This is a genomic window from Pseudomaricurvus sp. HS19, from assembly GCF_009857815.1.
Classification (GTDB): domain Bacteria; phylum Pseudomonadota; class Gammaproteobacteria; order Pseudomonadales; family Cellvibrionaceae; genus Pseudomaricurvus.
In genome coordinates, this window is the sequence record NZ_WVVW01000003.1 from 41,334 (window position 1) to 68,304 (window position 26,971).

Below are 26,971 nucleotides of genomic sequence, written 5' to 3' on the forward strand. Positions count from 1 at the left end.
ACTGTGGAGCTCTGTTCCCGGTGGCCCGTTGCCAGACTGTCCGGGGGGAGTCGTCCGACGCTATGCCACAGGCCGCAGACGCCAACAATAACAGACAACAGCCGCTGGCCTTCCTGCCCAATCTCTGCAGCGTGCAGGCCGTGTTCCTGCTGGTGCTGCTGGGGGAGCTGCTGGCGCTCGCCCTGTCGCTGGCCTCCGATCCCCAGCTGCGTATCCACTGGGGCAATCTCGGCACCCATTCCATGCTGATTCAATGGGTGGTGCTGTTGAGCGCCGCCCTGCTCTGCCCGCTGCGTTTCTGGCTCTACACCCAGCCCGGCTGGCTGGCGGGCACCCTGTGTTACCTGCTGGTGCTGGCCGTCACCCTGGTCTGTTCACTGCTGGGACAGTGGGCCATGGCCCAGTGGCAGGCCCCCAATCTGCTGGTGGTGGCCAACAACCTGCTGTTGGCCGCCATCTTTGCCGGCATCGTGCTGCGCTACCTCTATGTGCAGCAGCAGTGGCACAACCAGCAGCAGGCGGAGCTGCAGGCCCGTATCCAGGCGCTGCACTCCCGCATCCAGCCCCACTTTCTCTTTAACAGCATGAACAGCATCGCCAGCCTGATCGCCACGGCGCCGGACAAGGCGGAGCGGCTGGTGGAAGACCTCAGCTGCCTGTTTCGCGCCAGTCTGGCGGAGCCGGGGCTGGTGAGCCTGGAGGAGGAGCTGGAGCTGTGCCAGCAGTTCATGGACATTGAGCAGACCCGCCTCGGCGAGCGCCTGCGCACCCACTGGCGGCTGCCAGACCCTGCCCTGCAGCGTGCGGCCAGTATTCCGTGCCTGCTGCTGCAACCGCTGCTGGAAAACGCCATTGTGCATGGCATCAGTGGCCGCACCGAGGGTGGGGACGTCCATGTTGAGGTGCAGATTGAGGGTGAGCGGGTAAAGATTGCCATCCGCAACCCGCTGGCCGCCGCTGTTAACCCCAGGAACGGTAACCGCATGGCGCTGGATAACATCCGCAACCGTCTGGCAGTCTACTTTGGCAACGCCGCACACCTGGATACCCGTGAGGTGGAGGGTGAGTTCTGTGTGTGTCTGGAGTACCCGGGAGCGCGACGCCAGATCCGGCCCGCGGTGAAACCGGAACTTTCGGGAGTAAGTGAATAACCATGGACGTCATTATTGTCGATGATGAACCGCTGGCGCGGGAGCGCCTGCAGCGCCTGATGGGCGACAGCCAGGACTGCCGGGTGGTGGGCATGGCGGCCAACGGCGCCGAGGCCCTGCAGCTGGTGCAGGAGTGCGATCCGGACATGGTGCTGCTGGATATCGAGATGCCTGCCACTGACGGCCTCACCCTGGCCAATCAGCTGGCGACACTGGAAGACCCTCCCGCTGTAATCTTCTGCACCGCCCACGCCCAGCACGCGCTGGATGCCTTTGGGGTAAATGCGGTGGATTACCTGCTGAAGCCGGTGCGGCAGGAGAAGCTGCAGGCGGCCCTTAACAAGGCCCGCCGCCTCAGCCGTCCCCAACGCCTGTGGCTGGGCGATGTACCGCGACCGGCCCAGCGCGCCCACATTTCAGCCCGCAGCCGTGGCGGCGTGGAGCTGATTCCCCTGCCCCAGGTTTACTATTTCCTGGCCGACCAGAAGTACGTCACCGTCTTCCATGAGGGTGGCGAAACCCTGATTGATGACACGCTGAAAGAGCTGGAGACCCAGCTGGGCGACGGCTTTGTGCGGGTGCACCGCAACGCCCTGGTGCCCCTCACCCGTATCGAGGCTTTGGAGCGGGATGGCAGCGGGCAGTTCCTGCTGCGCCTGAGTGGCACTGACCTGCGTCCGGTGGTCAGTCGTCGCCACGTGGCCACGGTCAGGGAGCGCCTCGGGGAGCGTTAGACCAACGGCTTATGCCGGAGGGAGGCGACCAGGGTGCGCCTTTGTTATCATGCCGCCTTTATACGGCCGCGTCGGCCACCATTTACCGAGTCTTTTTTACAGACCCTTTTATTGACCCCAGAGAGTTCCCCATGACCCAACTGCTGCGCATAGCGACACGAGAGAGCGCACTGGCCCTGTGGCAGGCCGAATACGTCAAAGCCGAGTTGCAGCGCCACCACCCGGAGCTGACGGTGGAGCTGGTGCCCATGACCAGCCGTGGCGACAAGATCCTCGATGTGCCGCTGGCCAAGGTGGGTGGCAAGGGGCTGTTTGTGAAGGAGCTGGAACACGCCCTGCTCAACGATGAAGCGGATATTGCCGTGCACTCCATGAAGGACGTGCCCATGGAGTTTCCGGAGGGGCTGGGGCTGGCGGTGATCTGCCCCCGTGAAGATCCCCGTGATGCCTTTGTCTCCAACAACTTCGAGTCACTGGAAGCCCTGCCGGCCGGCAGCGTGGTGGGCACCTCCAGCCTGCGTCGCCAGTGCCAGCTGTTGGCCAAGCGCCCGGACCTGACGGTGAAATTCCTGCGCGGCAACGTCAACACCCGTCTGCGCAAGCTGGATGAGGGCGAATACGATGCGATTATCCTCGCTACCGCCGGCCTCGTGCGGCTGGAAATGGAGGATCGTATCCGCCAGCGTATTGCCCCCGAATTCTGCCTGCCGGCCGGTGGCCAGGGCGCCGTAGGCATCGAGACCCGTATGGCGGATCAGCAGATCCTGGACCTGTTGCAGCCCCTGCATTGTGCCCACACCGCTGAGCAGGTGCTGGCGGAGCGGGCCATGAATCGCCGCCTCGAGGGTGGTTGCCAGGTGCCTATCGGCTGCTTTGCGGTACACGAGGGCGATCAGCTGTGGCTGCGCGGTCTGGTGGGTAGTTCCGACGGTACGCAGATGCTGGAAGATGAGTTGCGCGGCCCGGTCAGTGATGCCGAGCAGCTGGGGGTGACCCTGGCGGAACGCCTGCTGGATGCGGGTGCGGGTGCTATATTACGTGCGGTGTATGGCGATGGTGAACGCTCACTCTGAGATTGACGGCCAGCAGCCCCTGCGGGGCTTGCGGGTGCTGCTGACCCGACCGCAACAACAGCTGCCCAAGTGGCAGTCACTGTTGCAATCCGGGGGTGCAGAGACCTGCCGCGTGCCGTTAATGGCCATCGAGCCCCTCAGCGAGCCGGCGGCGACGCAAGCCATAAGGGACCGCATCATGGCGCTGGCGGAGTACCGGCACGTGATCTTTGTCAGCCAGAATGCAGCTCACCATGGACTCGACTGGATCGACCAGTACTGGCCGCAGCTGCCGGTGGGGGTGCATTTCTACGCTGTCGGTGCTGCCACTGCCCGGGTCTTGCAGGCCTATGGTTGCAGCGTTACCGCGGCGGATAACACCATGAATTCCGAGGAGCTGCTGGCCCTGCCACAGTTGCAGCAGGTAGAGTTGCAGAAAGTGCTCATCTGTCGTGGTCGTGGCGGCCGGCCGCTGCTGGCGCAGGTGCTCAGCGAACGCGGCGCGCAGGTGGACTATTGTGAACTCTATGAGCGCGGCTTTCCCGTGGAGGAGGCGCTCACCAACCTGTTGCAGGCACAGTGTGGCCGGAACGGAGACCTGGTGGCGTTGCACAGCGGTGAAGCACTGGATAACTGGCACCAGCTGTTGCAGGCGCTGAAGCAGGAGCAGCCGCAACTGGCTGCTACTTGTGCGGTGCTGCCTCTGCTGGTACCCGGTGGGCGGGTGGGTCAGTTGGCCCGCGACAGGGGCTACCCGGAGGTGATCGTTGCCCGCAATGCATCCGATGAGGAGATGCTGGCGGCGTTACGGGATTGGCGCCTGTCCCGGAACCCATGAGCAGGCGCTGGCCTGCCGCTGTCGGAAAGGATTTGCCCCGAGGGCAATCGCATAAGGAAAAAGAACCACTGACATGACTAGCGATAAAAGCTCGACCCCGAAGGACGACAAGCAACCTGCGCCTACCCCGGTAGCCGGTACCAAAGTGGTTACTCCCCCGGGCGGGTCACCTGCCTCCGCTCCCACTGCCGCTCGTCGCGCATCCGCCCCCCTGTGGTTGCTGGCATTGATGTTTTTGCTGGCGGCGGGCACCGCCGGGCTTGGTTACCTGGTGTGGCTGGATTACCAGCGCTCGGCCCTGACCCAGCAGCAGTACTACGAGACCCAGCAACGGCTGGAGGCGCAGCAGCTGCAACTGCAGCAAAACCGCGGCGAGTGGCAGCAGGGGCAGCAGCAACAGCTGGCCCGTGAGCAGGTGTGGCAACAGCGCGTCGACAGCCTGGAGCAGCGGTTGCAGCAGCAGGGCGAACTGCTGCGCGGACTGACCTCCACCACCCGCGCCGACTGGCAGCTGGCTGAAGCGGAGTTCCTGCTGCGGGTCGCGCAGCAGCGCTTGATGCTGGATGGCTCGGCCACGGCCGCACTGGCGCTGCTGGAGAGTGCCGATGCCATTGTGCGGGAGCAGAACAACGATGACCTGTTCCCGGTGCGTGACCGCCTGCAGCGGGATATCACGGCACTCAAGCTGGTGCCGGAAGTAGACACCACCGGTTACTACCTGCGCCTGGCGGCGCTCTCCGACCAGATACAGGCGCTGCCGGTACTGCCACGCATGTTGGCTGATACCGATGCGGCAGACAGTGGCCAGCAGACCGCGGCGACTACCGCCGAAGGCGTCTGGGGCCGCATCGTCCAGAGTTTCCACGCCGCCCTGACGCAACTGGCGGACCAGGTGCGGATCCGCCACCACGACGAGCCCCTGCAGCCGCTGCTGCCCCCGGATGGCGTGGAGTACCTGCGCCAGAACCTGCGTTTCTATATGGAGCAGGCGCAGCTGGCCCTGTTGCGCCAGGAGACCGATGTCTACCAATCCAGCCTCGCCTCCGCCCTGCAGCTGGTACAGCGTTACTTCGGCGGTCAGGAGGCGGGTCGCAAGCTGGCGGCTGAGCTGATGCAGATGCAGCAGCTGGCCATCACCTCCGAACTGCCCAACATTCGCGGCTCCCTGCAGGCCCTGCAGGCCTATCTTGAGCGCCTGCACAAGCTGGATGAGCGCATGGGTGAGCCGCTGCAGTTGCCCGATTCCATGCCGGCGGCAGAGGCAGACAGTGCTGCGGAGCCGCAGCCATGAAGCGGCTGGTATTTATTTTTCTCGCCTGCCTGATTGCAGGAGCGGGACTGGTTTACTGGACCGCCCGACAGGACAGCTACGTGCTGGTTTCCATCGGCAACTGGACGCTGGAGACCAGTGTCTGGTTCGCCCTGGCACTGATCCTGGCCGGTTGGCTGCTGTGGCACTGGGCGCTGCTGCTGATTGGTGGCAGCGTGAAAAGTATCGGCAGTGGCGTGGGCCGGGTTTTCAGTGGCGGTGATGCCCGTGCGCAGAAACGCATGGTAAAGGGGTTGATCAGCTTTATCGAAGGTGACTGGCAGCCGGCCCTGCGGCAGCTGACCCGCGCTGCCGAGCGTTCGCCGGAGCCGCTGCTCAACTATCTGGCTGCGGCCCGCAGCGCCTACGAACTGGGTGACGAGAAAGAGGCCAATCGCCTGCTGGCCAAGGCCGAGGATGCCTACGCCGGTGCCGGTCTGGCGGTGGCTCTGACCCAGGCACGTATGCAGCTGGCAGGGAAAAAATACGAGGCCTGTGCCGCGACGCTGGAGCGGGCACGCAAGCTGGCGCCGCGCCACCCGGTGGTGCTGGATATGTTGCGCCAGGCCTATACCCACCTGCACGACTGGGACGCGCTGGAAGCGATCCTGCCGCTGTTGCAGCGCCACCGGGTTATCCCGGAGGCGGAGCTGCAGCAGATGAGCGGCCTGCTCTACAGCAAACTCCTGCAGCAGGCGGGTCAGTCGGACTTCAGTGCCGAACAGGTGCCGGCCTTATGGCGCAAAATGCCCCGCAACTGGCGCAGCGACCCCGACCTGCTGATCCAGTACAGTGACCTGCTGGAGGCCAACGGCCTGGCCGGCGATGCCGAGCTGGTGCTGCGCAAGGCGTTGCAGTCCAGCTGGGATGACCGCCTGGTCATCTGCTATGGCGTGCTGGACGCCGCCGATGCCGGCGGTCGCCAGTTGCTCTACGCCGAGGGCTGGCTGAAGGAGCGTCCGGCCAACGGCCCGCTGCTGCTCACCCTGGGGCGGCTGGCGCTGCGCAATGAGTTGTGGGGGAAGGCGCGGGATTACCTGGAGAGCAGTATCCGCACCCAGCCCAGCCCGGATGCCTGCGCCGAACTGGCGCGATTGCTGGCCAATCTGGGCGAGCACGAGGCCAGCACCGCCTACTACCAGAAGGGCCTGCTGCTCACTGCCAATGCCCTGCCGCAGTTACCGCAGCCGGAGCTGTCATCAGAACGTCACGACCATCGGATAAAAAGCGCCACTTGAGTTGTCTGAGGAGCTCAGCGGTGGGTGTACGCCCGTGCCGCCGGCCATATTCCGGCAAAGATAATCAGGAGTTGCCCTGTGGATGCGTCCGACCTTAAAGGCAAAACCGGCCTGCGCCGGGTAGTTAATGCCTTCACCTATTCCTGCAAGGGGTTGCGTGCCGCCTGGCGGCAGGAGGCAGCCTTCCGTCAGGAGATCACCCTGGCGGCGCTGATGATCCCCATTGCCTGCTGGCTGGACCTGACGGGAGTGGAGCGGGCCCTGTTGATTGCCAGCGTGGCGCTGGTGGTGATTGTGGAGCTGCTCAACAGTGCTATCGAAGCTGCCATCGACCGCATTGGTACGGAGCGTCACAAGCTCAGCGGCCAGGCCAAGGATCTGGGTTCGGCGGCGGTGCTGATGGCCTTACTGGTGGCGGGCAGTGTGTGGGCCATGATCCTGTGGGATGTCTACCGCGACGGGCGCCTGTTCTGACGCCCTGATCCTCGCCCTATTCGGCCACCATCTGGTCGCAGCGCCAGTTACCCTCGGCGCCGGCCAGCTGTTGCGCCAGCTTTGGCAACAGTCCCTGCATCTTTTCCATCAGTCCCCAGGTGGGGTTTATCACGATCATGCCGGAGGCGGTCATGCCGTATTCGGTGCTGTCCGGTGCCCAGCCCAGTTCAAAGCGCTGGATATTGCGGATCCCGGTTTTCAGCAGGTCCTTTTCCAGTTGCTCGATCTGGCGCCGTTGCACCACCGGATACCAGAGGGCATAGGTACCGGTGGCAAAGCGGCGCACTGCCTGTTGCAGGGTGTCCACCACCGCCCGGTAATCACTTTTCACCTCGTAGGACGGATCGATCAGCACCAGCGCCCGGCGACTGGCCGGTGGCAGCAGGCCGACCAGCCCTTTAAGGCCATCACTGTGTTCGATACGGACCTTGCTGTAGTTCTTGCAGCTCAGCTGCAGGCGCTGGTGATCCTTGGGGTGCAGCTCAAACAGCCAGGCGCGATCCTGCGGCCGCAGCAGCTCCAGCGCCAGCAGGGGCGACCCCGGGTAGCGCAGCTGTTTGCGCTGGTTGAAGCGCGCCACCAGTGATTTGTAGGTCTCCAGCTCCGGCCAGTCGCAGTCCAGGATGGCGCCATAACCGCTGTGGTATTCGCCGGTCTTCTGGCTGTCGTCGGAGTCCAGCTGATAGAGGCCGGCGCCGGCGTGGGTGTCGATGTACTCAAAGGCGGCGTCCTTGCGCTGCAGGTACTGCAGCAGCTCGATGAGCACCAGGTGTTTGAGCAGGTCGGCGGCGTTGCCGGCGTGGAAGCTGTGACGGTAACTGAGCACAAAGGTGGTCCCGGTAGTGGCCGGCGGTGTGCCGGCATCAGGTGGCGATCATAGTGTTTGCAGGCCGCCGCTGCAGTAAAAATCTGTCTCTTTTCCGGGCTTGCGAGCGGCTCGCTATTCAACAGTGATGTTGACTAAAAAGGGGGTCTCATAGTAGTCTACGGCGGCTAAGAATCTGAAGAATACGGTTGTTGCGACTAAACTTTGCAGCAGCCCTGAACCCTGGGGTTTGGTCAGGCGTAAGCTTACCGACGGGTTCGCACAAACGGTTCACATAACAACAGGGCAGCTCCAGCATCACCCTGCCGCCGCGGCAAATACCCCGACTGATGCTTCCCGGGTTGCCTGTCCACTACTTTCGGAGTCACCTCAACCATGAATTTTGAGCTTTCTGACGACCAGCGGATGATGCAGGAATCATTCGCCCGCTTCCTGGACGAACAAAGCAGCTCAGAGCGCGTACGCGCCGCTGCGGAAAAAGACGGTTTTGACGCAGACATGTGGGCCGGGCTCGGCGAGCTGGGTGCTTTCTGTCTGCGCATCCCTGAGGAACAGGGCGGTCTGGGTCTGGGCATCATGGACGCTGTGGTGCTGATGGAAGAAGTGGGCCGTACCATCGCTTCCGGTCCCGTGGCTGAGACCCTGATTTCCACCCGCCTGCTGGCCTGTCTGGCCGCCGAAGCCCAGGCTGAATTGCTGGAGCAGGTGATGATGGGCGGTGCAGTGGCAACCATTGCCCTGCACGACGTGGCCGAACAGCCCGTTCAGTGGGTCGCCGGTGGTGCCGTAGCCCAGGCCGTAATCGCCAAAAAAGGCGACCAGGTACTGCTGGTAACCCTGCCGGAAGGCGAGCGTTTTGAAGCTAACCTGGCCTCCACCCCGATTGCCGAGCTGAACCTGGACGCCGCCGATGCGGTGGTCATCGGTGAAGGCGCCGAGGCGGTGAAACTGTTTGACCAGGGCATCGAAGAGTGGAAACTGCTGATGGCCGCGGCCCTGGCCGGTCTCTCCCGCCGCTCCGTTGAGATGGCGGCCGAGTACGCCTGTGAGCGCGTTGCCTTCGACAAGCCCATCGGAACCTACCAGGCCATCTCCCACCCGCTGGCCGACCTGATCACCGAAGTGGATGGCGGCAAGTACTTTACCTGGAAAGCCATTCACGACGTGGCCAAGGGCATTGAAGATGCCGGCGCGCAGATCTCCATGGCCCTCTACTGGAATGCCGATGTGGCGGCCCGTGCCGTAACCCAGTCCCTGCACACCTTTGGCGGCTACGGTCTGGCCACTGAATACGACATTCACCTCTACAACCTGCGCGCCAAAGCCTGGCCGCTGGTGTGGGGCGATATCAACCTGTTGCTGGAAGAGGCCGGCCGTCGTCTCTACGCCGGTGAAGTGGTTGCCTTGCCAGAAGTGGGCGAAGTGGGCATCGACTTTGACCTGGGCGACGAAGCCCGCGCCATGGCCAAGGAGCTGGATGACCTGTTCAACGAGATCCTCACCCCTGAGCTGCGCGCCAAGGCGCACTACTCTTTCGACGGTTTCGATCGCGGCGTGCACAAGAAACTGGCCGAGCACAACTTCCTGTTCCCCGACTGGCGTGAAGAGCTGGGCGGTCGCAATGTGGAGCCTTACACCAAGTCTGCGCTGAGCGCTGTGTGGGAGAAGCACGGCTGGACCAGTCACCCGGTGGGCACCTCCATGCTGGTGGGCACCATGATCGACAAGTGCGGCACCCCCGAGCTGAAAGAAGAGGTGCTGACCAAGATCGTCTCCGGTGACGCTATCTGTAGCCTGGGTTACTCCGAGCCAGGCTGTGGTTCCGACGTGTTCGCGGCCAAGACCAAGGCCACCCAGCTGGAAGACGGCTCCTGGCGCATCGACGGCGCCAAGATGTGGACCTCTGGTGCCAACATCGCCGACTACGTGATCATGCTCACCCGTACCGACCCGAACGTGGCCAAGCACAAAGGCCTGACCATGTTCATCGTGCCGCTCAACACCCCCGGCATCGAAGTGCATCCGGTGTTCACCTTCCAGGACGAGCGCACCAACGCTACCTTCTACGATGGCGTGATCGTGCCGGATACTTACCGTCTGGGCGAAGTGAACGGTGGTCTGCGCGTGATGGCGGCGGCGCTGGAGCTGGAACACGGCGGTGGCTTTATGAAAGCCCAGCACACCCTGTACAAGGATGCGGAAGAGATGTGCCGTGAGATCACCTTTGCCGGCAAGCCGTTGATTGAGCGCGCCGATGCCCAGAAGCGCCTGGCCCGTGCCCGTATGAACACTTACGTGGCGGAAATGCTGGGTCACCGCTGCCTGTGGGTGGGAGTGACCGGTCGCGAGAGCAAGGCCTACGGCCCCATGACCAAGATGTTCTCCTCCGAGAAATTCCAGGAGAGCGCCCGCGACCTGCTGGATCTGACCGCGCCTTATTCCCTGTCCAAGCGCCACGGCCCTGCCGGCGAGCTCAACCTGGCCTACCGTCACGCCCACGGCACCACCATCTACGGTGGTACCAGTGAGGTACACCGCAGCATGATTGCCGAGCGCGCGCTTGGCCTGCCACGTACCCGCTAAGGAAGGAGTTGAGACATGAGTGAAGCTCCACACCTGTTGGTAGAAGAGAACGACGGCGTCATCATCTGCACCCTGAACCGTCCGGACAAGCTCAACGCGCTGACCGGCCAGACTATGAGCCTGTTCGAAGCGGCGCTGCACAAGTTCCGTGACACGCCTGAGCTGAAAGTGATGCTGATTCGCGCCACCGGCCGCTATTTCTGTGCCGGTGCTGATCTGCGTGATACCAGTGGCGAACCGGAAGTGCCAGCGAGAACGCCAACGGCAATCCGCGAGAAGCACCGCCTCAAGTTGCACGGCATGCACCGCATTTACGACGAGATGGAGCATATCGAAAAGCCCATCGTTGTCGCCCACCAGGGCACTTGTGTGGGTGGCGGTCTGGAACTGTCCCTCTCCTGCGATTTCCGCCTCGCTGCCAAGAGCGCCAGCTACGCCTTCCCGGAAGGCAAGTTCGGTGTGCTGCCGGCCTCCAATGGCGTCAGCCGCCTGACCCGCTACGTGGGCCCGCACTGGGCGCGCTACCTGATCATGGCAAACAAGCCGGCCGATGCCGACCGCGCTTTCACCATGGGTCTGGTGCACGAAGTGTTCGCAGATGAGACCTTTGAAGCCGACGTGATGGAGTTCTGCCGTCACCTCACCAAGCAGAACGCCGAGCAGATGGGCGCCGCCAAGATCTCCATCGAGATGTGCGCCGAGCTGGGCCGCGATCAGGCGCGTCACGTGGAGCGTATGGCCAACAGTGCCCTGATGCTGAACCCGGATTACCTGGCCATTATGGAAAAATACATTTCCAACATTGGCAGCGGTGGCAAGAAGTAAGCTTCTGCCTTCCGGCAGTAACGATTAAACAAACTCGGATTAACACCTGATGGATTTTAACTGGACTGAAGAGCAGGCGGCGTTCCGCGCGCAGATCCGCGAGGTTCTCGCCAGGACCCTGCCTGAAAACTGGGAACACATCGCTCACGGCCCGGCGTCGAAAGAGCAGACCGTGTTCGCCAAGAAAATCTGTGCGGACCTGGCCGAAGCCGGCCTGCTGGTACCGCACTGGCCTTCCGAGTGGGGCGGCCGCGACGCCGATCCGTGGGAAGCCTTTATCCTTGCCGAAGAGATGTGGATGGCCGGTGAGCCACGCGGCGGTCAGTACATGAACGTCAACTGGATCGGTCCGATCCTGATGCTGTTCGGTTCCGAGCTGCAGAAAGAGACTCACATCATGCCGATGGCCAAAGGCCAGACGCTGTGGTGTCAGGGCTTCTCCGAGCCTGAGTCAGGTTCCGACCTGGCATCCCTGCGCACCCGCGCGGTGAAGAATGGCGATACCTACACCATCAATGGCCAGAAAATCTGGACCTCCTACGCCGGCGACGCGGACACCTGCTTCCTGCTGGCGCGTACCTCCGATGGCAAGAACGGTATCTCCATCTTCCTGGTGCCCATGGACACCCCCGGCATCACCGTGCGCGATATTCCGTCCATCATCGGTGAAGGCGACATTCACGAAGTCTTCTTCGACGACGTACAGGTGCACGAGAAGTGGCGCCTCGGTGAAGAAGGCCAGGCGTGGGAGATCATCGGTCAGGTATTGTCGCTGGAGCGCGTGGGTATCCCCCGCTTCTCCCTGGCCTCCAAGACCCTGAAAGACGCTGTCAGCCTGCTGAAGAAAGAAGGTCGCTTTACCGGCGCTGCCATCGACCAGGCCGCCAAGGCACACGCTGCCTGTGAAGCTGCGCGCTGGTACAGCTACTTCATCATCGACAAGCGCGCCAAGAAAATCCAGGCCGGTCCGGAAGCCTCCGTGGGTCGCTTCTCCACCGTGATCTGTGAGCGCCTGGTGAGTGAATTCGTGGTTGAGCATGTGCCCGAAGCCATCAGCGGCGTACACCCCATGCTGCTGGCGCATCACCAGCGCGGCATTGTGGCCGGTGTTGCTTCCGGTGCGGCTGAAATCCAGCTCAACATCATTGCTACCCAATTCCTGGAACTGCCAAGGGAGCCACGCTGATGGATTTACAACTGAACGAAGATCAGCTCGCGGTTGCCGATGCCATCGACAAGCTGGCTGAAGACTTTTCTTCCTCGCCGGTAGATTTCCACGGCTTTGCCCTGGTCAGCCCGGAGCTGGATGCGGCGCTGGAAGAAGGTGGTTACTTCGAGATCGCGGCGGTGCCGGAAATGGGCGCGGTCTCTGCTGCTGCCTCGACTACCCGTCTGGCACAGCTGCCCTACACCGCCGAGGTGGCGCTCTCCATGCTGGTGCGTCCGCACCTGGACATCGAGCTGCCACGTCCGTTCGGTGTGATCGAAAACGGTCGTCCCGGACGCTTTGTGCCACAGGCCAAGACCCTGATCATTATCGATGGCGACAATGTAGGCATCGCTCACCCGCAAGAGGGTGATGTGGAAGCCCTGCCCGAGTCCCTGTTTGCCTACCCCATGGGCAAGCTGGTGGGTACGCCGGAGGTGAAGCAGCTGGATGCCGAAACTGCCAAGACCGTCAAAACCTGGATGCGCGTCGCGCTGGCGGCGGAAGTGGCGGGCCTGATGCAGGCGGCGCTGGACTCCACCGTTGAACACGTCAGTGTGCGCAAGCAGTTCGGTCGTCCCATCGGTACCTTCCAGGCCCTGCGTCATCGCCTGGCCGAGTGTGCGGTACTCACTGGTGGTGTGCGCTGGCTGGCTCTCAAGGCCGCCTTCAGTGGCGACGCCGGTGACGCAGCCCTGGCAGCCCTGCATGCCCAGGACAGTGCAACCCGCCTGATCTATGACATGCACCAGATGAGCGGCGCCATGGGTATGACCCTGGAGATGGATCTGCACCTGTGGACCTACCGCATGAAAGCCCTGCTCTCCGAGCTGGGTGGTCGCGGTGGTCAGTCGCAGGTGGTGGCCGACGAGTGTTTCGCTGACGCCTGATCGTCAGCAGCATTCTGAAAATGCGGAAGCGTTGTCGAGCCGGCTTCGATTGAGCGGCGACAACCCTCCGCATTTTTTATGCACGCAAGTTTAAGTGTGTGGCAGCAGTGTCTATCAAACCTGCCACCGCAACCGAGGTAATTATGTCCGACAAAGAGTACTCCCCTGCCGAACTGGAAACCTTCAGCAAGCTGGAAGCCGAAGGCTGGGAGCGTGTTAACGTCGCCGAGGGTTTTACCGGCCATGTCGGTCCTTACTGGTTGAAGTACAGTGACCACGGCGTGACCGTAGGCCTGGTGGTGGCCGCACGTCACACCAACAACCATCTTGGCACTATCCACGGTGGCATAGTGATGTCCTTTGCGGATATCGGCCTCGGCATGGGCGTGGTGCAGTCCATGGGCGAGAAGGCCAGGAATTGTGTCACCACCAGTCTGAACACCCAGTTTGTCTCCGTGGCTAAAGTGGGTGAGTTTATTACCATCGAGCCGGAAGTGGTGCGCAGTGGTCGCCATCTGGTATTTGTGCGGGGCCTGATAAAAACCCCCGAGAAAAGCATCGCCAGTGTCGAGGGTATCTGGAAATTGCTGGAAGGCGAACTGCGCGTTTCGTCGTGAAACTCCCGGATTTCCGCCTGAAAAAAATCCCGGCCAGTGCCGGGATTTTTATTGCCGAATATTTTGCCCCGGGCGACGGTGCCCCGTTCCGGTGATCAGAGTCCGTAGCGCAAACTGATGCTGCGGAAACGCGCCTGTAGTTGCTCAATGCGTTGTTGCGGAGACACGCGAACAGTGTCTGCGGGCAGCGCATCTGCCAGCTCGCCGGTTTTGACCAGTCGCGTTGTAAAGCGGGTGTTGTTGCTGCTGAGTAGATTGCGGTAGGTGATGTTGCCGCGCTCAAAGCCCTGGGTGTCGACCCAGTTGTGGTAGCCGGGATCCCGCCCACACAATATCAGTCGCACTTTGCCATCGCTGTCGACTGCTGTGCGGGCCGGTGTGTAGCTCACCGGCCGGTAACGGTAATCCATGCTGTTAAAAAACACCCCGTTGTTGCTTACCATCCAGAAGCCGTCGTGGTTGTCGAATTCAATAATCAGAGCCTCGTCCGGTTGCAGCTGCCAACACAGATGAGCAACAGCGCGGCCACGCTTCTGATCGTCGGCGCCTGCTGAAGCTGACGGATCCGGTGGGAACCGGTTGACGTTCAGCGGATCGACGAAGGGACTGTATTGATAGGGATGGTCGGGCCAGTCATTCATCACCCCATCCAGGAAATTACCGGCCCACTCCATGGCTTCGATCATGTCAGCAGCCAAAGGCAATGGCCTGGGTTCGTTCATGCCGATACGTTCGATATGCAGTTGGGCCGGTCGCTCATTCCAGTCATCAAAGCCCTGGCGCAGGAACAGTTTGCGGGTGTTCGGGGTGGTGGGCAGCCAATTAACGTTACGTTTTGGCCCGCCGATAAACAGTTCAAAAGCCCCTTCGCTGTCGGTCACCAGGTCGTGACCAAACAGGTTGCTTTCCGGTATATCACCAAACGGTTCATGCAGGCTGGGGATGTCGGTGCCGGGTTGGGTGGAGGGCCGTTGCCCCTGCAAGGTGAAATTAATAAAGCGGGCGCTGCCGCGATTGCCGTAGACGCGATAAGCGCTTTCGCCGTCGATCCACGCCTGGTGGTAGGTGAAGTCGGCGGCATCGCCTCCCAGTTTGCAGGTGGGGGTACAGAACGGGTGCAGTTGCGGGTAGCGGCTGTCGCGGGTCTCCAGCGCCAGGTCAAACGCCTGTCCCAGGTTCTGGGTCAGGAAGCGCAGTGCATCGACACGGTGTGCCGGCGTCGCGGGATTGAAATCCTTGAATGCTCTGCTGCCAGCGTGTTGCAGCTGTTCGCAAAACTGATTCCAGGCATCCTGCAGTGACTTGTCGCAAGGGCTGTCGCCAAAGGCCATAGGGTATCTCCAAAGGAAGCGTGCTGCCGGTATGGCGTGTCCGGTAAAAATCAGGCGCCCAGTGTAGGCAGCATCGTATTCAGCGCGTCGATACTGCGTTTGACCGCCAGCAGCGGTGTCTCCTGGTCAATGCGCGGGCCGATCAATTCGAGCTCGAAGGCTCCGCTGTAACCCGCGTCGATAATCCATTGCAGCAACCGGGTCAGCGGAATGGCTCCGTCGCCCACAACGGCCCGTGCCGGCAGGTTGCGATCGCCCAACACATAGTCGCTTACCTGCACCAGTCCGCAGCGGGGAATACAGCGTTCAATGGTGTGTTTCAGGTCGGCTTCCGCCCAGCAAAAAAACAGGTCAATGCAGACGCCGATATTGGCGAGCTCCGCCAGCGTAACCGTGTCGCGCAGGCTGTGGGCAATATGAATGTCTGCGTACTGTGCAGGCGCGTTCTCAATCATCAACTGCACACCAGCCTGTTGTGCATAAGCAACGCAGGGCTTGATGGCTTCCGCAAAAACCGCAGCAGCGTCTTCCCAGTCCATGTCACCGCGACCACCGGTGAGCATGTATATTGAGCGCGCGCCCAGTTGCCGGGCTTCGTCAATACGACGCTGCAGTTGCTCCCGTGGTTTATGCCAACTGGCGGGGTTGGGGTCCAGCGGTGCGCCGGCGACAAAGTTATGCACAATGGTTTCCACCTCGCAGTCGCAGGACTGCAGGGTCTGCTGTACTTTGCCCAGTTCGTGATTGTCGAGCTGCGGAGCAATCAGGCTCACGGTGTGGGCGTTGAGGATACGCCAGTATTCGGATTGCTGTTGCAGGGTGGCGGCAAAAAAGCAGACGCTGTTAACCGAGATGCGGGAATGTACAGGCTGGCTTGGCGATTTCATTTGCGTACTTCAACGTCGAGGCCAAAGCGTTGGCGATAGGGCGCAAACTCTTCGTTCAATGCATTGAGGTCCTCTTTGATCCAGTCGGTGGTGTAGTGAAACTTGCCGTAGCGATCGCCCTTGTTGTTGGCGAGATAATCGCGCATTGCCTGTTCCGCTGCGTCGGTCATGTCGATATCGCAGAACTCATAGAACTTGCGGATGGTGCCCACGGGATCACTGACAAAGTCGGTGTAACGCACGTGAAAAATTCGCGGGTCGTCGATTAAAGGATTGTTCATGGTGTCGGCGATGCCGGCACGGGTTGCCGCCAGGTGAATGGCGGCCTGCTGCTCCATATCCACTTCGCCTTTGGCAAAGGCTTTGGTGAGGGCGATGGCCATACCGATGCGTGACGCAGTCACCTGTACCGGGTCGCGGTGAGTCCAGATCAGGCGCGCGTCCGGGTAGGTATCAAAAAACGCCTTGAGGCGTGGACCGTGAAAACCTTTCAGTGCCCAGCGCTTCTTGCTCTCGCTACCGTACTGACAGTGCTGCAGCATCATTTTGTGAATACGGTACTGGGCGTGATCCTCGGTGGGCAGCCCGCCTACGTACATGCCGATGGGGGCACGCCACCAGGCAGTGGGGGTCATGACGCGAAAATCCATGGCCCAGGTGCGCTCACACTCCGGCAAGCCGTCGCCGAGCATGTCGTTGTAGGGGTGGATCTTCAGCCACTCCGGGGCCATGGCGTTGATCTCACGCCAGTCGGCATCGGCCCAGGCACGGCGGGGATCATCGGCTGCCGCCAGTCCCGGTGGTGGTGACGGGTACATCACTTCCCAGAAGCGCAGGGAGCGGGAGTCGGGATCCACCGAGAGCAGAGCGTGCAGCAGCGTGGTACCGGAGCGGGGTTCGCCGGTGGCAAACAGCGGTTGCTCGATGACTTCGTCCGCCAGTCCCGGTGTGATTTTGTGATCGTTAAAAAATTTGAGCCGCGAGGTGAGCAGCCACTGGCAGACATCCGCGGTGGCCTGACGGCCGACGTTATCCATGGCGATGGCATTGAGTTTGTCGATAGCCATGTCAAAGCGTTGCGGCAGTGAGTCATCGCCCCAGTCGCTGAGGCCGGTACTGGACTTCGCCGCTTGCAGGAGTTCATTGGCGTTTAACAATTCGCTCATGAAATCTCTCCGCACAGCCGCAGCAGTTCGTCTTCGGTTTCCCGCACTTTGGCCGCCGAGATGGCACCGTACTTGAGTCCGGCCATGCCGCCGTAGTCGAGAATCTTCGGCACGCGCAAACCGGCTTCCACGAAGCCCTTGATCTGTTTGGCCACCTGTTTCGGCGAGCCGTGGGGAATGATGGCGAGGATGGCTTCCGGCTCCACCTTATCCAGCATATCGAGAATGCGCTCGCGGGTGAGTACACCGGGGTTGATGTCCTGGTAGCCACGCCAGTTATCACCCATGGGATGTTTGAAGCCGTGTTCTCTCAGCACATCGGCAGAGACCTGCAGTACCCAGGCTTTTACCAGTGGCGCCTGCAGAATTTCCGCCAGTTCATCGTCGTCGCCGATTAAACAGGTCATGATAAACGCCGGCACAATGGCCATGGGGTCACGCCCTGCTTCTTCGGCCGCATCGCGCACCACCTTGAGCTTGGCGGCGTAGTCTTCCGGCGACCAGGCACCGGCGGGCCACCAGCCATCGGCGTAGCGACCGGTGATTTTCAGCATGCGCGGTCCACCGGCACCAATCCAGATGGGGGGGAACTTGCCCTCAAAGGGTTCGGTATCCAGGCGTGCGTGCTCCAGCTTGTAGAACTGACCTTCGAAATTGACCGGGCCTTCGCTCTCCCACAGCAGGCGAATTACTTGCAGCGCTTCTTCAAAACGGCCCACCGGTTTTTCAAAATCGAAACCGTAGGGCACGGTGTTTTCGGTTTCACCGCTGCCCAGTCCCAGCACAAAACGGCCCTTGGCCAGGTGGTCGATGGTCAGCGCACTCTGGGCCAGCAGCGAGGGGTGTCGACGTACGGTGTCTACCACGCTGGTGGCGATATTGACGCGGCTGGTCTGCACCGCGGTGGCGGCAGCCACGGCCATGGCATCGAGATGGCGATGGGGCGACGGTGACAGGGTGGCGAGATCGGTAAATTCCGGCGTCCAGATGGAGTCGGGCCAGAAGCTGACCATATGATCCGGCAGCCACACGGAGTGGTAGCGACCGCTGTCGTAGTCGTCCAGCTTGCTGAAGTCGAGGGGCAGTGTGGTGCGCAGAAATGCAGCGGGTTGGACTTTCATAGAAACCTCGGAGGTGTGAAAACCTCGCAGGCGATAGCCGTTCAGCCTGCAGCACCTCCCAAGGGGTTTTAGTGCGACGACTGCCGGTAAATCGCATCCATTATTATTGTTAAAAGTTATTGTTAAAAGTTTATTGTTCTGAGAAGTCCAGCCAGTTTAGGCAGCGGGCCGCGAGAGGGTCAAGTAAAGCAGTGTTAGTGGCCGGCTCTGCGGGGCACCCGCGACAGCGGCGATTGGCTTGTGTAGATTGGAGCAGCAGGTGCAACCCGGGCGGCTGCGGGAACCCCCTGCCTGGTCCATGAGTCTGGACTGTTTCTGGCTGACAGGAGTGATTGTGTTCCGCTACCACAAATACTGCGTTATCGAAATTTCCGGTCATCTGCAGCGACAGGCCGGCGACCAGTGGTATCTGCTGGATGGCTGCGCCGCTGCGGTGGATGCAGCGGGGAGCGGGAATCAGGCTGTCGCAATAGCGGACAGCGGACTGTTGGCTTTTCTCCGCAACCGGGTATTGCCTGAAGTGAGTGACAACAATGCGCTGATAGCTGCACGCATTACCGGTTCAGTGGGGATGGATGATGGTGTGGTGCAACTGGCTGGCGTCACCCAGGCGCAGTTGCAGTTGGCGGGGCAACACTTCGGCTACAGCACGATTGCCGCAACCCATGACTCCCGGCCCGGCAACCCGGACTCAGGCCGGTGAGAACAGCATCTGCAGATAGTGGCGATAGAGCAGAATCTGCTCCACCAGATGACGATTGGTCTGGAACAAGCGGCTGAGTACGATGCCGCCTTCCACTGTGGCGGTGAACATATTGGCCAGGTCCACGGGATTAAACTCAGATCTTGGCGCGTAGCGTGAGCAGATGCGCTCCAGCCGCTGCCGGATCATGGTTTCCCAGCTCTCCACCCCCTGCCGTACCAGCTCAACAATCTCCGGTTCTATGAGATGGCTTTCGTAGGTGAAGGTCACCACCAGGCAGCCGGGGTGGGTCTCCTCCAGGCTCTCCATCAGTTCGGAAAACAGTTTCAAAAAGATCAGCAGTTGCTGCAGCGGGTCATCGGTGAGGGAGTCGGCGCGCTCAAACAGGGCATCAAAGATATCGGCGTCTTTCTGCAGGAATCGCTGCACTAAAGCGCGGGCCAGATCGGTCTTGCCGGGGTAGTGGTAGAAGAAACCGCTTTTGGTAATGGCGGCGGCATCGACAATTTCGTCAATAGAGGTGTTGGCAAAGCCCTGACCGAGAATCAGTCTTTCGGCTTCGCTGAGTATGCGCTCCTGGGTAGAGGCGGCACGCTGGTTCATGGCTGACATCCCTGCATTACATGACTTTTTCCAGTCAAATACTGTACCACGGGTACAGTTAATTGCCCCGCGGCCTCTGATGCAGTGGCTATGTCTTGTGCTCCGGTTTTCCAACCGTCTGATTTTAATAAGAAAAATATAAAGCTTACTTTCCTACCTGTGGTGCTTATCTGCGTGGCGGCGGATTTCTACACTGACCCTGTGTTTGATAAAGCGCTACAACAAGGAGGAAACCATGAGCCGTTATCGTCACCAATTGCCACAACTGCAAGGCCACACCCTGATTACGGATGGGGGCCTGGAGACCACCCTGGTGTTTCACGAGGGGCTGGACCTGCCGGAGTTCGCTGCCTATACCCTGCTGGAGAGCGACAGTGGCCGGCACATACTGCAGGATTATTTTGATCGCTACACCGGGATTGCCCGCCACTACCAACGCGGTTTTGTGCTGGAATCTGTCACCTGGCGCGCCAATCCCGATTGGTGCGCCCGCATTGGCCACAGTCCTGAGGATATGCACCGCATCAACCGGGAGGCCATCGAGTTCCTGCAGCCACTGCGGGACAAATATGACAGCCCCGCCACCCCTTATGTGATCAGCGGCTGTATCGGCCCACGTCACGACGCTTACGCGCCGGAGCTGATCATGAGTGCGGCGGAGGCGGAGACTTACCACTGGCCGCAGATAAAAACCCTTGCCGGCACCGATGCCGATTGCGTTACCGCCATGACCCTCACCAACGTTAATGAAGCGACAGGCATCGCGCGGGCGGCACAGAAGGCAGGGATACCGGTGGTGATCTCTTTCACCGTGGAGACCGATGGCTGCCTGCCTACCGGTGAGACCCTGGATGAAGCCATCACCCAGGTGGACCAGGCGACCGGAGCTGGCCCGGCCTACTATATGATTAACTGTGCCCACCCCACCCACTTTGGAGAGCAGCTGGCGGCGTCCCGACAGCGTCATCGCATTCGCGGCCTGAGGGCCAACGCCTCCAAATGCAGTCACGCAGAGCTGGATGGCTGTGAGCAGCTGGATCAGGGCAATCCGCAAGAGCTGGGGCAGGAGTATCAACATTTGCTGGCGCTTCTGCCGCACATAAGTGTGCTGGGGGGTTGTTGCGGTACGGATCACAGGCACATCGAGCAGATCTGTTGCCAGAGCGCAGGCCTGCGCCAGGTCAGCTAGGAGCTGTGTACACCAAACCGGGTGACGCTGCCGGAGGTGACGATGGCCTTGAGTTGGCGGGTGGCCCTGGCAGGCGCCACCCGCCGTCGTGTGCAGGGCCCGGTACGGACTTTAAGGAGACGATCATGAAAGGGAATATGCCCGCCGTTGAAGAGATTGAGCGGCAGGAGTTGTGGGATCTGCAGCAAGCCGCGACGGCGGATCAGCGCCGGCTGCTGGGGCTCAAGTGCTTTCACCTGCAGGCGGAGGAGTCGCTGGTCTCCATCGCGGCGGCCCTGCCGGCAGCGGCAATTGTGATCAATCGCTGCTTCGGGCTGGAGTCCGGCCTGACCGAAGGTGACGGGTGTTGGGCCGGGAGTGAGTTTCACCAGCACCTGCAGGCCGTGCTCAGCAGTTATGGCGAGATGGGTGTGCAGCGCTATTTCCTGCAACTGCCCGCCGGGATGATAACCGCAGAGGTGAATGCCCTGTTGCAGCAGCATGGGCTGCAGCGGGCACGGGGCTGGCAGGAGTTTGCCCGCGGTGCTGAGCCCCTGCCCTCACTCCCGCAACCGCTGGCGGAGGGGATCGAGATTCGCCCCATCGGCCGGGAGTGGGCCGCCGACTTTGGGCGTATCGCCTGTGCCGCCTTTGACCTGGTAGTACCTGATCAGGACCCTGCCATAGCCCGGGTGACAGAGGGCTGGATCGCCCAGGTGGTTGGCCGCCCCGGCTGGACCATCTTTATGGCGTTCTGCGACGGCCAGCCGGCGGGCGTGGGATCTCTGTTTCGTTACGGCGACTGTGGCTGGACCAACTTTGGCGCCACCAGCCCACAGTTCCGGGGCCGTGGCATTCAGCAGGCGTTGTTGCGGGCGCGCATCGACTGGGGGCTGCAACAGGGCGTTCAGCAGTTTTATACCTGTACCGGCGTGTCAGTGCCGGGGGATCCCCAGCACTCATGGAACAATATTCTGAGAGTGGGCTTTCGCCCGACCACCATCCGGGAGAACTATCAGCCGCAAAAATAGTGGCACAGAATGATGGCTTTGCCATCGCTCCGCGATCTTGTTGACTATACTCAAGGCGGTCGGAGCTTGCTGCTGTTTGCAAGCGACACGTCCATTAGCTGCGCCTGCACCCGCGGGTGACTTTTTGATGCAACAGAGAGAATGATGACAAGGGATTCGTCCGCGGTCTGTCGCTGAGTTACAGGGAGAAACGTATGGAAAAGTATTTTGCGGAGTTTGTGGGTACCTTCTGGCTGGTGCTGGGTGGTTGTGGCAGTGCGGTGTTGGCGGCTGCATTTCCCGATGTGGGCATTGGCCTGCTGGGGGTATCGCTGGCGTTTGGTTTGACGGTACTCACCATGGCCTTCGCCATCGGCCATATCTCCGGCTGCCACCTCAACCCGGCGGTGTCGGTCGGGCTTTGGGTCGGTGGTCGTTTCCCGGCAAAAGAATTGGTGCCTTACATTGTTGCCCAGGTGCTTGGCGGCCTGGCAGCAGGGGGTATTCTCTACCTGATTGCCAGCGGTCAGCCGGGCTTTGACGTTACCGCCGGTTTCGCCACCAACGGCTTTGGCGAACACTCCCCCGGTGGCTACAACTTCATGTCGGCGCTGACCACTGAAATCGTCATGACCATGATCTTTATTGTGGTGATTCTCGGGGCCACCGACTCCCGCGCACCGGCAGGCTTTGCCCCTATCGCCATCGGTCTCTGCCTGACACTCATTCACCTGATCAGTATCCCGGTCACCAACACCTCAGTGAACCCCGCCCGCAGCACCGGTGTGGCGGTCTACGAAGGCGGACTGGCGCTGTCGCAGCTGTGGCTGTTCTGGGTGGCACCCATTGTGGGAGCGGTGATCGGTGCAGCCATTTACGGTGTGATCGGCAAGAGTAAAAGCTGATTCACCCAGTTTGAACCAAGGAGAGAGATTATGTGGCGACCCCTGTGGCTGGCGCCGCCAATGGTAGTGTTGTTGGTGGCCTGTGCGTCGGAAACGGCAATGGAAGCGGTAACGGATCCGGCGCCGATTGTTGAGTCGCAGCCAGCCCCTGCCCTCTGCACTGACGATTGGTACCGTGCGGTGGAGTCCACGATCATGAGCGGAGATGGCCAGGGGCACGGGCCGGATATTGGCTCGGATGAGTGGAAATCGGTGGTGGAGTTCAGACTCGGGGTGCGCGGTCAGCCGCAGGTTCCGGCGCGGGACGACCCGGCCTGGTGTGACTATATCGAGGGACAGCTGCAGGCCCGTAAGGGCGAGGCTGCAGCCGTACCGACCTATGCCTGTGACGCTGAGCTGCCTGCCATCCCGACTCTGATCTGTAGCACACCTGAGTTAGCTGTGCTGGATCAGCAGATGGCGGCGGTATATGGCGAGGCGCTGGCAAAACAGCCGCCTCCTCTCTTTAAAGCTGAGCAGCGGGGCTGGATCAAGGGGCGTGACGAGTGCTGGAAAGCGACCGATCACCAGGCCTGCGTCAAATACGAGTATCAGCATCGCATCGCCGAACTGCAGGCCCGCTTCCGGCTGGTGGAGGGGCGCGGGCCGGTGGTATTTGCCTGCGAGGGTGACCCGCGCAATGAGGTGGTAATCACCTTCTATCCAACAGAACCTCGCACCCTGGTGGCGGAGCGCGGAGACAGTGTGTCGCTGATGTTTGCTGACTCTGCGGCCAGCGGCAGCAAATACCTGGGGCCCAATGAGAGCTTCTGGGAGCATCAGGGCGAGGCGAAGATTGTCTGGGGCTATAACACCGAGCCCATGACCTGCCGCCCGGTCAGTTGAGCGGGTCTGCAAGGTTACTTCTTTATTATCAAAGACTACTGGCTTGATTCGCCAACAGGAGCTGTTATGGACAACAAACTCGTACTGATTCTGCTCGCCATCTTTCTCGCACCGGTGGCCGTGTTTCTCAAGAAAGGCGCAGGCAGGGATCTGCTGATCAATATCCTGCTCTGTTTCCTGATGTATCTGCCGGCCGTAGTGCACGCCCTTTGGTTGGTTACCCAGTAGGGGGCTGCCTCGCCTGGTGAGTGGCGCAGGGTCACAGACCGGCTCGTTGCCTGTGGCAAGGCACTGAAAATCTGCCAAAATCCGGGATCCTGCCTGTTGAGAGGGGTTTCCCCATGAGTTATGTCTGGCTGACCGTGGCCATTGTCGCCGAGGTGATTGCCACCACTGCGTTAAAAGCCTCTGCTGAATTTACCCGCCCGGGACCCAGCCTGATTGTGGTGGTGGGCTACGCCATCGCGTTCTATTGCCTTTCCGTCGTCCTCAAGACCATTCCCGTGGGCATCGCCTACGCCATCTGGTCGGGGTTGGGCATTGTGCTGATTACCGGGCTGGGCTACCTGCTCTACCAACAGACTTTGGACCTGCCGGCGCTGGTGGGGATGGGGCTGATTATTGCCGGTGTGGGGGTGATCAATCTTTTTTCCGGCAGCGTGGTGCACTGAGCACACACGGAGAAGGGGGTTGGCGGGGGCAGCCAGAGTGGCTGCCCCGCGAGTCAGCCCCGGCCAGAGACCGGGGCTGTGCATCAGGCACCGGGGCTATCAGGAAACCAGACGACCGCCGTTGACGTTGATGGTCTGACCGGTCACATAGCCGGCTTCATCAGACACCAGGTAGGCACAGGCGCCGGCGATGTCCTCAGGTACACCGGTGCGGCGTACTGGAATGGCACGGGCGATCTGCTCGGCACTGAAGTTGGCGTTGGCGTTGGCAGCGTCGGCCATAACAGTACCCATCACGGAACCGGGTGGGATGTTGTTAACGGTGATGCCGTACTGGCCCACAGCCTGGGCCAGTGAGCGGGTCATGGAGACCACGGCGCCCTTGGAGGCGGAGTAGGCCACCTGCTGGTAGCTGCCGCCGATGGCGCTGGAGGAAGAGATATTGACCACGCGGCCCCAGCCTGCGGCTTTCATATCCGGCAGTACGGTCTGGGTAACGATGAAAGTACCTTTGGTGTTGATCTCGAATACCTTGTCCCAGTCAGCGTCGGTCAGTTCTTCAAATGGGATGAAGGGGGCGATACCGGCGTTGTTCACCACGATGGTGACTGGGCCAAAGGCTTCGCGCAGCTGACCTACGGCCGCTTCGATGGACGCGCGGTCGGCAATGTTGCCACCCAGGCCTACCGCTTTACCGCCGGCGGCTACAATTTCGTCCGCCACAACCTGGGCTTTGGACTGGTCCAGATCCAGTACACCGATGTTGATGCCGTCTTTCGCCAGACGCAGGGCACAGGCGCGCCCAATACCGGCGGCAGCGCCGGTCACAAGTGCTGTTTTAGTAGTCATAATCTCTTGTCTCGTGATTTAGCTCTTCGGAATATACGGACAACACTGTTGTTCGATTGTGCTAGTTTAATGCAAGACGAGGCCTAAGGTGAAATTGCCGGGGGAGAGACTGTATTGAAAATAAGCCATTGGCTCGGTGTACAAACACCGGCGTCGAGGGTGGAGCAGCTGCTGTCGACATTGGGGGGCGTGATCAGCCTGGCGCTGATTACCGCCATTTGTTACCTCTCTCTGGGGGTACAGGGCACCCTGGCGGTGGTGCCATCCATGGGCGCGGCCACCGTGCTGCTGTTCGCCGTACCCCACGGCCCGCTCTCCCAGCCCTGGGCCCTGCTGGGGGGCAACCTGCTGTCAGCATTGGTGGGGGTGACCTGTGCCCTGCTGATCCCCAATGTGTTCCTCGCCGCCGGTCTGGCGGTGGGGCTGGCCATTGCTGCCATGCACCTGGGCCGCTGCATCCACCCGCCCGGGGGCGCTACGGCGCTGGCGGCGGTGATTGGCGGGGAGGCCGTGCGGGAGCTGGGTTACCTGTTTGTGATTGTCCCGGTGTTGCTCAACTGTGTGGTGATCCTGGTGGTGGCCCTGCTGTTCAACAACCTCTTCCCCTGGCGGCGCTACCCGCTGGCAGCGATGAAATACCGTCCCTCCCCGGTGGGCCCGGATTCGGTGATTCCCTCACGTCATTACATTGCTGAAGCTGTGCGCCAGATCGACAGTATGGTGGATATCACCGTGGAGGAGCTGCAGATCATCTTCGAGCGTGCCGAAGCCTTGCGGCAGAAGGATGTGCTGGCGAGCTTCGATTTTGAGCCGGGCGGCGTCTACAGCAACAACCGCCCCGGCGCCGACTGGTCGGTACGCAAGATTATCGACTACGCCTCCCACCCCGACCCCAACCGCGAGCTGATCATCTACCGGGTGCTGGAAGGCGCCGAGCGCAACCGCACCGGCAGTTGCTCGCGCATGGAATTCGCCCGCTGGGCGAAACAGAAGCTGCAACCGGCGGGGCGATCCTAAAGTGCTACAGGGTTGATCCGCGTCAGTTGCTGCCGCACCTCCTCAACCAGGTGCTCTGCTGCCGGTGACAGGGAGCCTCCGGTGCGCTGCACCACGCCGATGGGCACCATGGATTGCAGCGGGGAGTCGGAGAGTTTCAGGGCCTTCAGCTGACCGGCAGCAATCTCCCCCGGCACCAGTTGGGGTGACGACGCCCACACCGCATCGGTGTCGAGGGTCAGGTCGCGCAGGATATGATAGTTGTCACAGATAAAGCCCCCGGCCCCCGGGCGATCCATAATGCGTGAAATCTCGGTGCCTGACAGCGCGGGAAACGGGGCAATATCGTCATGGCTGACCTCGTCCCTGTCCGCCAGCGGGTGCTGTGCCCGGACCAGCAGTGCCAGGTCCAGATAACCCACGGTTTCACAGCTGATGGCCGGCAGGCCACTGAGTTGCCCCTCGGCGCAGAAAAACAGTTCGATACTCTCTTCCAGCAGCTCCTCGTAGAGCAGGGTGGCCGACTTGGTGACTGCGTGCAGCAGCACATTGGGCTGTGTCTGCAGTAGCTGCCGGCTCAGGTCCGGCAGCAGCAGGGCCGCGATCATCGGTCCCATGCCCAACGTCACCCGCCCGGCGCTGCCACGGCCAAACAGGTGCAGGTTGTGCTCCATGGCGCGGGCGCTCTGCAGCAGGGTCTCCGCCTGATCCAGTACCTGCCGTCCCACAGCCGTCACGCTGACCCCGGTGTGGCCGCGATCAAACAGGCGGATGCCGTAGCGCTCTTCCAGGGTGGCGATACTGCGGCTCAGGGCCGGCTGGGTGATGTGCAGCTCCTCTGCGGCCTGGGAAAAGCTGCCGCAGCGGGCGACCGTGAGAGCCTGTCGCCAGCGTTTGATGTCCAGGTCCAT

The 26,971-nt window shown here is 61.4% G+C and carries 28 protein-coding genes; 20 read left to right on the forward strand and 8 right to left on the reverse strand.

The features are described 5' to 3' along the window. The first annotated feature begins 62 nt into the window (after nt 1–62). From GSF27_RS10845 to GSF27_RS10875, 7 genes are all read left to right on the forward strand, one after another. Nucleotides 63–1,151 (forward strand): sensor histidine kinase, encoded by a 1,089-nt coding sequence (locus tag GSF27_RS10845; protein ID WP_160968882.1) that lies wholly within the window; start codon nt 63–65, stop codon nt 1,149–1,151. Between the two features lie 2 nt (nt 1,152–1,153). Then, nucleotides 1,154–1,885, forward strand: coding sequence for a LytTR family DNA-binding domain-containing protein (locus GSF27_RS10850; protein ID WP_160968884.1), 732 nt, complete (start codon nt 1,154–1,156; stop codon nt 1,883–1,885). A gap of 131 nt (nt 1,886–2,016) precedes the next feature. Then, on the forward strand, nt 2,017–2,958 hold the full coding sequence (gene hemC, locus GSF27_RS10855) for a hydroxymethylbilane synthase (RefSeq protein ID WP_160968886.1): 942 nt from the start codon (nt 2,017–2,019) through the stop codon (nt 2,956–2,958). Next, nucleotides 2,939–3,775: a uroporphyrinogen-III synthase gene (locus GSF27_RS10860; protein WP_160968888.1), complete on the forward strand. Its 837-nt coding sequence runs from the start codon at nt 2,939–2,941 to the stop codon at nt 3,773–3,775. The genes hemC and GSF27_RS10860 overlap by 20 nt, the downstream gene beginning before the upstream one ends. A 73-nt stretch (nt 3,776–3,848) precedes the next feature. Beyond that, nucleotides 3,849–5,066: a uroporphyrinogen-III C-methyltransferase gene (locus GSF27_RS10865; protein WP_160968890.1), complete on the forward strand. Its 1,218-nt coding sequence runs from the start codon at nt 3,849–3,851 to the stop codon at nt 5,064–5,066. Further along, nucleotides 5,063–6,322 carry a heme biosynthesis HemY N-terminal domain-containing protein gene (locus tag GSF27_RS10870; protein WP_160968892.1) on the forward strand — a complete coding sequence of 420 codons (1,260 nt, stop codon included), beginning with the start codon at nt 5,063–5,065 and terminating at the stop codon, nt 6,320–6,322. Before GSF27_RS10865 ends, GSF27_RS10870 begins: the two co-directional genes overlap by 4 nt. A 78-nt stretch (nt 6,323–6,400) precedes the next feature. Further along, the gene (locus GSF27_RS10875) at nt 6,401–6,796 is read left to right on the forward strand and encodes a diacylglycerol kinase (protein WP_370462595.1); all 396 of its coding nucleotides are present in this window, start codon (nt 6,401–6,403) and stop codon (nt 6,794–6,796) included. A 16-nt stretch (nt 6,797–6,812) separates the two neighbouring features. On the opposite strand, the gene GSF27_RS10880 is transcribed toward GSF27_RS10875, so the two are convergent. Further along, a complete protein-coding gene (locus GSF27_RS10880) occupies nt 6,813–7,643 on the reverse strand; it encodes a 23S rRNA (adenine(2030)-N(6))-methyltransferase RlmJ (RefSeq protein ID WP_160968894.1) in 831 nt (276 codons plus the stop codon). A 375-nt stretch (nt 7,644–8,018) separates the two neighbouring features. Here GSF27_RS10880 and GSF27_RS10885 point away from each other — a divergent pair, with 375 nt between their 5' ends. The 5 genes from GSF27_RS10885 to GSF27_RS10905 all read left to right on the forward strand — a co-directional run bounded on the left by GSF27_RS10885 (nt 8,019) and on the right by GSF27_RS10905 (nt 13,765). Continuing rightward, entirely contained in the window at nt 8,019–10,226 is a 2,208-nt protein-coding gene (locus tag GSF27_RS10885) for an acyl-CoA dehydrogenase family protein (protein WP_160968896.1), read from the forward strand. 15 nt (nt 10,227–10,241) lie between these two features. Then, complete coding sequence (locus tag GSF27_RS10890; protein ID WP_160968898.1) at nt 10,242–11,051, forward strand: enoyl-CoA hydratase/isomerase family protein; 810 nt, start codon at nt 10,242–10,244, stop codon at nt 11,049–11,051. 49 nt (nt 11,052–11,100) lie between these two features. Then, a complete protein-coding gene (locus tag GSF27_RS10895) occupies nt 11,101–12,237 on the forward strand; it encodes an acyl-CoA dehydrogenase family protein (protein WP_160968900.1) in 1,137 nt (378 codons plus the stop codon). Beyond that, complete coding sequence (locus tag GSF27_RS10900) at nt 12,237–13,148, forward strand: acyl-CoA dehydrogenase family protein (protein ID WP_160968902.1); 912 nt, start codon at nt 12,237–12,239, stop codon at nt 13,146–13,148. The genes GSF27_RS10895 and GSF27_RS10900 overlap by 1 nt, the downstream gene beginning before the upstream one ends. Nucleotides 13,149–13,291: 143 nt before the next feature. Continuing rightward, nucleotides 13,292–13,765 (forward strand): PaaI family thioesterase, encoded by a 474-nt coding sequence (locus GSF27_RS10905; RefSeq protein WP_160968904.1) that lies wholly within the window; start codon nt 13,292–13,294, stop codon nt 13,763–13,765. A gap of 95 nt (nt 13,766–13,860) precedes the next feature. Here GSF27_RS10905 and GSF27_RS10910 read toward each other — a convergent pair whose 3' ends face one another. The 4 genes from GSF27_RS10910 to GSF27_RS10925 are packed head-to-tail and all read right to left on the reverse strand — an operon-like array spanning nt 13,861 to nt 18,270. Next, nucleotides 13,861–15,096, reverse strand: a complete 1,236-nt coding sequence (locus tag GSF27_RS10910) for a hypothetical protein (protein WP_160968906.1) — start codon at nt 15,094–15,096, stop codon at nt 13,861–13,863. Between the two features lie 50 nt (nt 15,097–15,146). After that, nucleotides 15,147–15,983 carry a sugar phosphate isomerase/epimerase gene (locus GSF27_RS10915; RefSeq protein WP_160968908.1) on the reverse strand — a complete coding sequence of 279 codons (837 nt, stop codon included), beginning with the start codon at nt 15,981–15,983 and terminating at the stop codon, nt 15,147–15,149. Further along, a complete protein-coding gene (locus tag GSF27_RS10920; protein ID WP_160968910.1) occupies nt 15,980–17,149 on the reverse strand; it encodes a sulfotransferase in 1,170 nt (389 codons plus the stop codon). The genes GSF27_RS10915 and GSF27_RS10920 overlap by 4 nt, the downstream gene beginning before the upstream one ends. Further along, on the reverse strand, nt 17,146–18,270 hold the full coding sequence (locus tag GSF27_RS10925; protein ID WP_160968912.1) for an LLM class flavin-dependent oxidoreductase: 1,125 nt from the start codon (nt 18,268–18,270) through the stop codon (nt 17,146–17,148). Before GSF27_RS10925 ends, GSF27_RS10920 begins: the two co-directional genes overlap by 4 nt. 298 nt (nt 18,271–18,568) lie before the next feature. On the opposite strand from GSF27_RS10925, the gene GSF27_RS10930 reads away from it, so the two are divergent. Then, complete coding sequence (locus GSF27_RS10930; RefSeq protein WP_160968914.1) at nt 18,569–18,973, forward strand: hypothetical protein; 405 nt, start codon at nt 18,569–18,571, stop codon at nt 18,971–18,973. On the opposite strand, the gene GSF27_RS10935 is transcribed toward GSF27_RS10930, so the two are convergent. Further along, on the reverse strand, nt 18,962–19,576 hold the full coding sequence (locus GSF27_RS10935; RefSeq protein ID WP_160968916.1) for a TetR/AcrR family transcriptional regulator: 615 nt from the start codon (nt 19,574–19,576) through the stop codon (nt 18,962–18,964). The genes GSF27_RS10930 and GSF27_RS10935 overlap by 12 nt on opposite strands. 235 nt (nt 19,577–19,811) lie before the next feature. Between GSF27_RS10935 and GSF27_RS10940 the strand changes: the two genes are divergently transcribed. The 6 genes from GSF27_RS10940 to GSF27_RS10965 all read left to right on the forward strand — a co-directional run bounded on the left by GSF27_RS10940 (nt 19,812) and on the right by GSF27_RS10965 (nt 24,215). After that, complete coding sequence (locus tag GSF27_RS10940; RefSeq protein WP_160968918.1) at nt 19,812–20,765, forward strand: homocysteine S-methyltransferase family protein; 954 nt, start codon at nt 19,812–19,814, stop codon at nt 20,763–20,765. 125 nt (nt 20,766–20,890) lie between these two features. Continuing rightward, nucleotides 20,891–21,775 carry a GNAT family N-acetyltransferase gene (locus GSF27_RS10945; protein WP_160968920.1) on the forward strand — a complete coding sequence of 295 codons (885 nt, stop codon included), beginning with the start codon at nt 20,891–20,893 and terminating at the stop codon, nt 21,773–21,775. Nucleotides 21,776–21,969: 194 nt separating this feature from the next. Then, entirely contained in the window at nt 21,970–22,659 is a 690-nt protein-coding gene (gene aqpZ / locus GSF27_RS10950; protein WP_160968922.1) for an aquaporin Z, read from the forward strand. A gap of 30 nt (nt 22,660–22,689) precedes the next feature. After that, nucleotides 22,690–23,544, forward strand: coding sequence for an MliC family protein (locus tag GSF27_RS10955; RefSeq protein WP_237457515.1), 855 nt, complete (start codon nt 22,690–22,692; stop codon nt 23,542–23,544). A 66-nt stretch (nt 23,545–23,610) separates the two neighbouring features. Then, the gene (locus tag GSF27_RS10960) at nt 23,611–23,772 is read left to right on the forward strand and encodes a YqaE/Pmp3 family membrane protein (protein ID WP_160968924.1); all 162 of its coding nucleotides are present in this window, start codon (nt 23,611–23,613) and stop codon (nt 23,770–23,772) included. A gap of 113 nt (nt 23,773–23,885) precedes the next feature. Beyond that, nucleotides 23,886–24,215, forward strand: coding sequence for a multidrug efflux SMR transporter (locus GSF27_RS10965; RefSeq protein WP_160968926.1), 330 nt, complete (start codon nt 23,886–23,888; stop codon nt 24,213–24,215). Between the two features lie 99 nt (nt 24,216–24,314). Here GSF27_RS10965 and GSF27_RS10970 read toward each other — a convergent pair whose 3' ends face one another. Beyond that, entirely contained in the window at nt 24,315–25,064 is a 750-nt protein-coding gene (locus GSF27_RS10970) for an SDR family NAD(P)-dependent oxidoreductase (RefSeq protein WP_160968928.1), read from the reverse strand. Between the two features lie 114 nt (nt 25,065–25,178). Here GSF27_RS10970 and GSF27_RS10975 point away from each other — a divergent pair, with 114 nt between their 5' ends. Further along, the gene (locus GSF27_RS10975; protein WP_160968930.1) at nt 25,179–26,081 is read left to right on the forward strand and encodes an HPP family protein; all 903 of its coding nucleotides are present in this window, start codon (nt 25,179–25,181) and stop codon (nt 26,079–26,081) included. Here the strand turns inward: GSF27_RS10975 and GSF27_RS10980 are convergent. Next, a complete protein-coding gene (locus GSF27_RS10980) occupies nt 26,078–26,971 on the reverse strand; it encodes a LysR family transcriptional regulator (RefSeq protein ID WP_160968932.1) in 894 nt (297 codons plus the stop codon). The genes GSF27_RS10975 and GSF27_RS10980 overlap by 4 nt on opposite strands.

Coding starts and splice junctions, on each gene's coding strand:
- GSF27_RS10845 (WP_160968882.1), top strand. CDS start 63: ATGCCACAGGCCGCAGACGCCAACAATAACAGACAACAGCCGCTGGCC.
- GSF27_RS10850 (WP_160968884.1), top strand. CDS start 1,154: ATGGACGTCATTATTGTCGATGATGAACCGCTGGCGCGGGAGCGCCTG.
- hemC (WP_160968886.1), top strand. CDS start 2,017: ATGACCCAACTGCTGCGCATAGCGACACGAGAGAGCGCACTGGCCCTG.
- GSF27_RS10860 (WP_160968888.1), top strand. CDS start 2,939: ATGGTGAACGCTCACTCTGAGATTGACGGCCAGCAGCCCCTGCGGGGC.
- GSF27_RS10865 (WP_160968890.1), top strand. CDS start 3,849: ATGACTAGCGATAAAAGCTCGACCCCGAAGGACGACAAGCAACCTGCG.
- GSF27_RS10870 (WP_160968892.1), top strand. CDS start 5,063: ATGAAGCGGCTGGTATTTATTTTTCTCGCCTGCCTGATTGCAGGAGCG.
- GSF27_RS10885 (WP_160968896.1), top strand. CDS start 8,019: ATGAATTTTGAGCTTTCTGACGACCAGCGGATGATGCAGGAATCATTC.
- GSF27_RS10890 (WP_160968898.1), top strand. CDS start 10,242: ATGAGTGAAGCTCCACACCTGTTGGTAGAAGAGAACGACGGCGTCATC.
- GSF27_RS10895 (WP_160968900.1), top strand. CDS start 11,101: ATGGATTTTAACTGGACTGAAGAGCAGGCGGCGTTCCGCGCGCAGATC.
- GSF27_RS10900 (WP_160968902.1), top strand. CDS start 12,237: ATGGATTTACAACTGAACGAAGATCAGCTCGCGGTTGCCGATGCCATC.
- GSF27_RS10905 (WP_160968904.1), top strand. CDS start 13,292: ATGTCCGACAAAGAGTACTCCCCTGCCGAACTGGAAACCTTCAGCAAG.
- GSF27_RS10910 (WP_160968906.1), bottom strand. CDS start 15,096: ATGGCCTTTGGCGACAGCCCTTGCGACAAGTCACTGCAGGATGCCTGG.
- GSF27_RS10915 (WP_160968908.1), bottom strand. CDS start 15,983: ATGAAATCGCCAAGCCAGCCTGTACATTCCCGCATCTCGGTTAACAGC.
- GSF27_RS10920 (WP_160968910.1), bottom strand. CDS start 17,149: ATGAGCGAATTGTTAAACGCCAATGAACTCCTGCAAGCGGCGAAGTCC.
- GSF27_RS10925 (WP_160968912.1), bottom strand. CDS start 18,270: ATGAAAGTCCAACCCGCTGCATTTCTGCGCACCACACTGCCCCTCGAC.
- GSF27_RS10930 (WP_160968914.1), top strand. CDS start 18,569: ATGAGTCTGGACTGTTTCTGGCTGACAGGAGTGATTGTGTTCCGCTAC.
- GSF27_RS10935 (WP_160968916.1), bottom strand. CDS start 19,576: ATGAACCAGCGTGCCGCCTCTACCCAGGAGCGCATACTCAGCGAAGCC.
- GSF27_RS10940 (WP_160968918.1), top strand. CDS start 19,812: ATGAGCCGTTATCGTCACCAATTGCCACAACTGCAAGGCCACACCCTG.
- GSF27_RS10945 (WP_160968920.1), top strand. CDS start 20,891: ATGAAAGGGAATATGCCCGCCGTTGAAGAGATTGAGCGGCAGGAGTTG.
- aqpZ (WP_160968922.1), top strand. CDS start 21,970: ATGGAAAAGTATTTTGCGGAGTTTGTGGGTACCTTCTGGCTGGTGCTG.
- GSF27_RS10955 (WP_237457515.1), top strand. CDS start 22,690: ATGTGGCGACCCCTGTGGCTGGCGCCGCCAATGGTAGTGTTGTTGGTG.
- GSF27_RS10960 (WP_160968924.1), top strand. CDS start 23,611: ATGGACAACAAACTCGTACTGATTCTGCTCGCCATCTTTCTCGCACCG.
- GSF27_RS10965 (WP_160968926.1), top strand. CDS start 23,886: ATGAGTTATGTCTGGCTGACCGTGGCCATTGTCGCCGAGGTGATTGCC.
- GSF27_RS10970 (WP_160968928.1), bottom strand. CDS start 25,064: ATGACTACTAAAACAGCACTTGTGACCGGCGCTGCCGCCGGTATTGGG.
- GSF27_RS10980 (WP_160968932.1), bottom strand. CDS start 26,971: ATGGACCTGGACATCAAACGCTGGCGACAGGCTCTCACGGTCGCCCGC.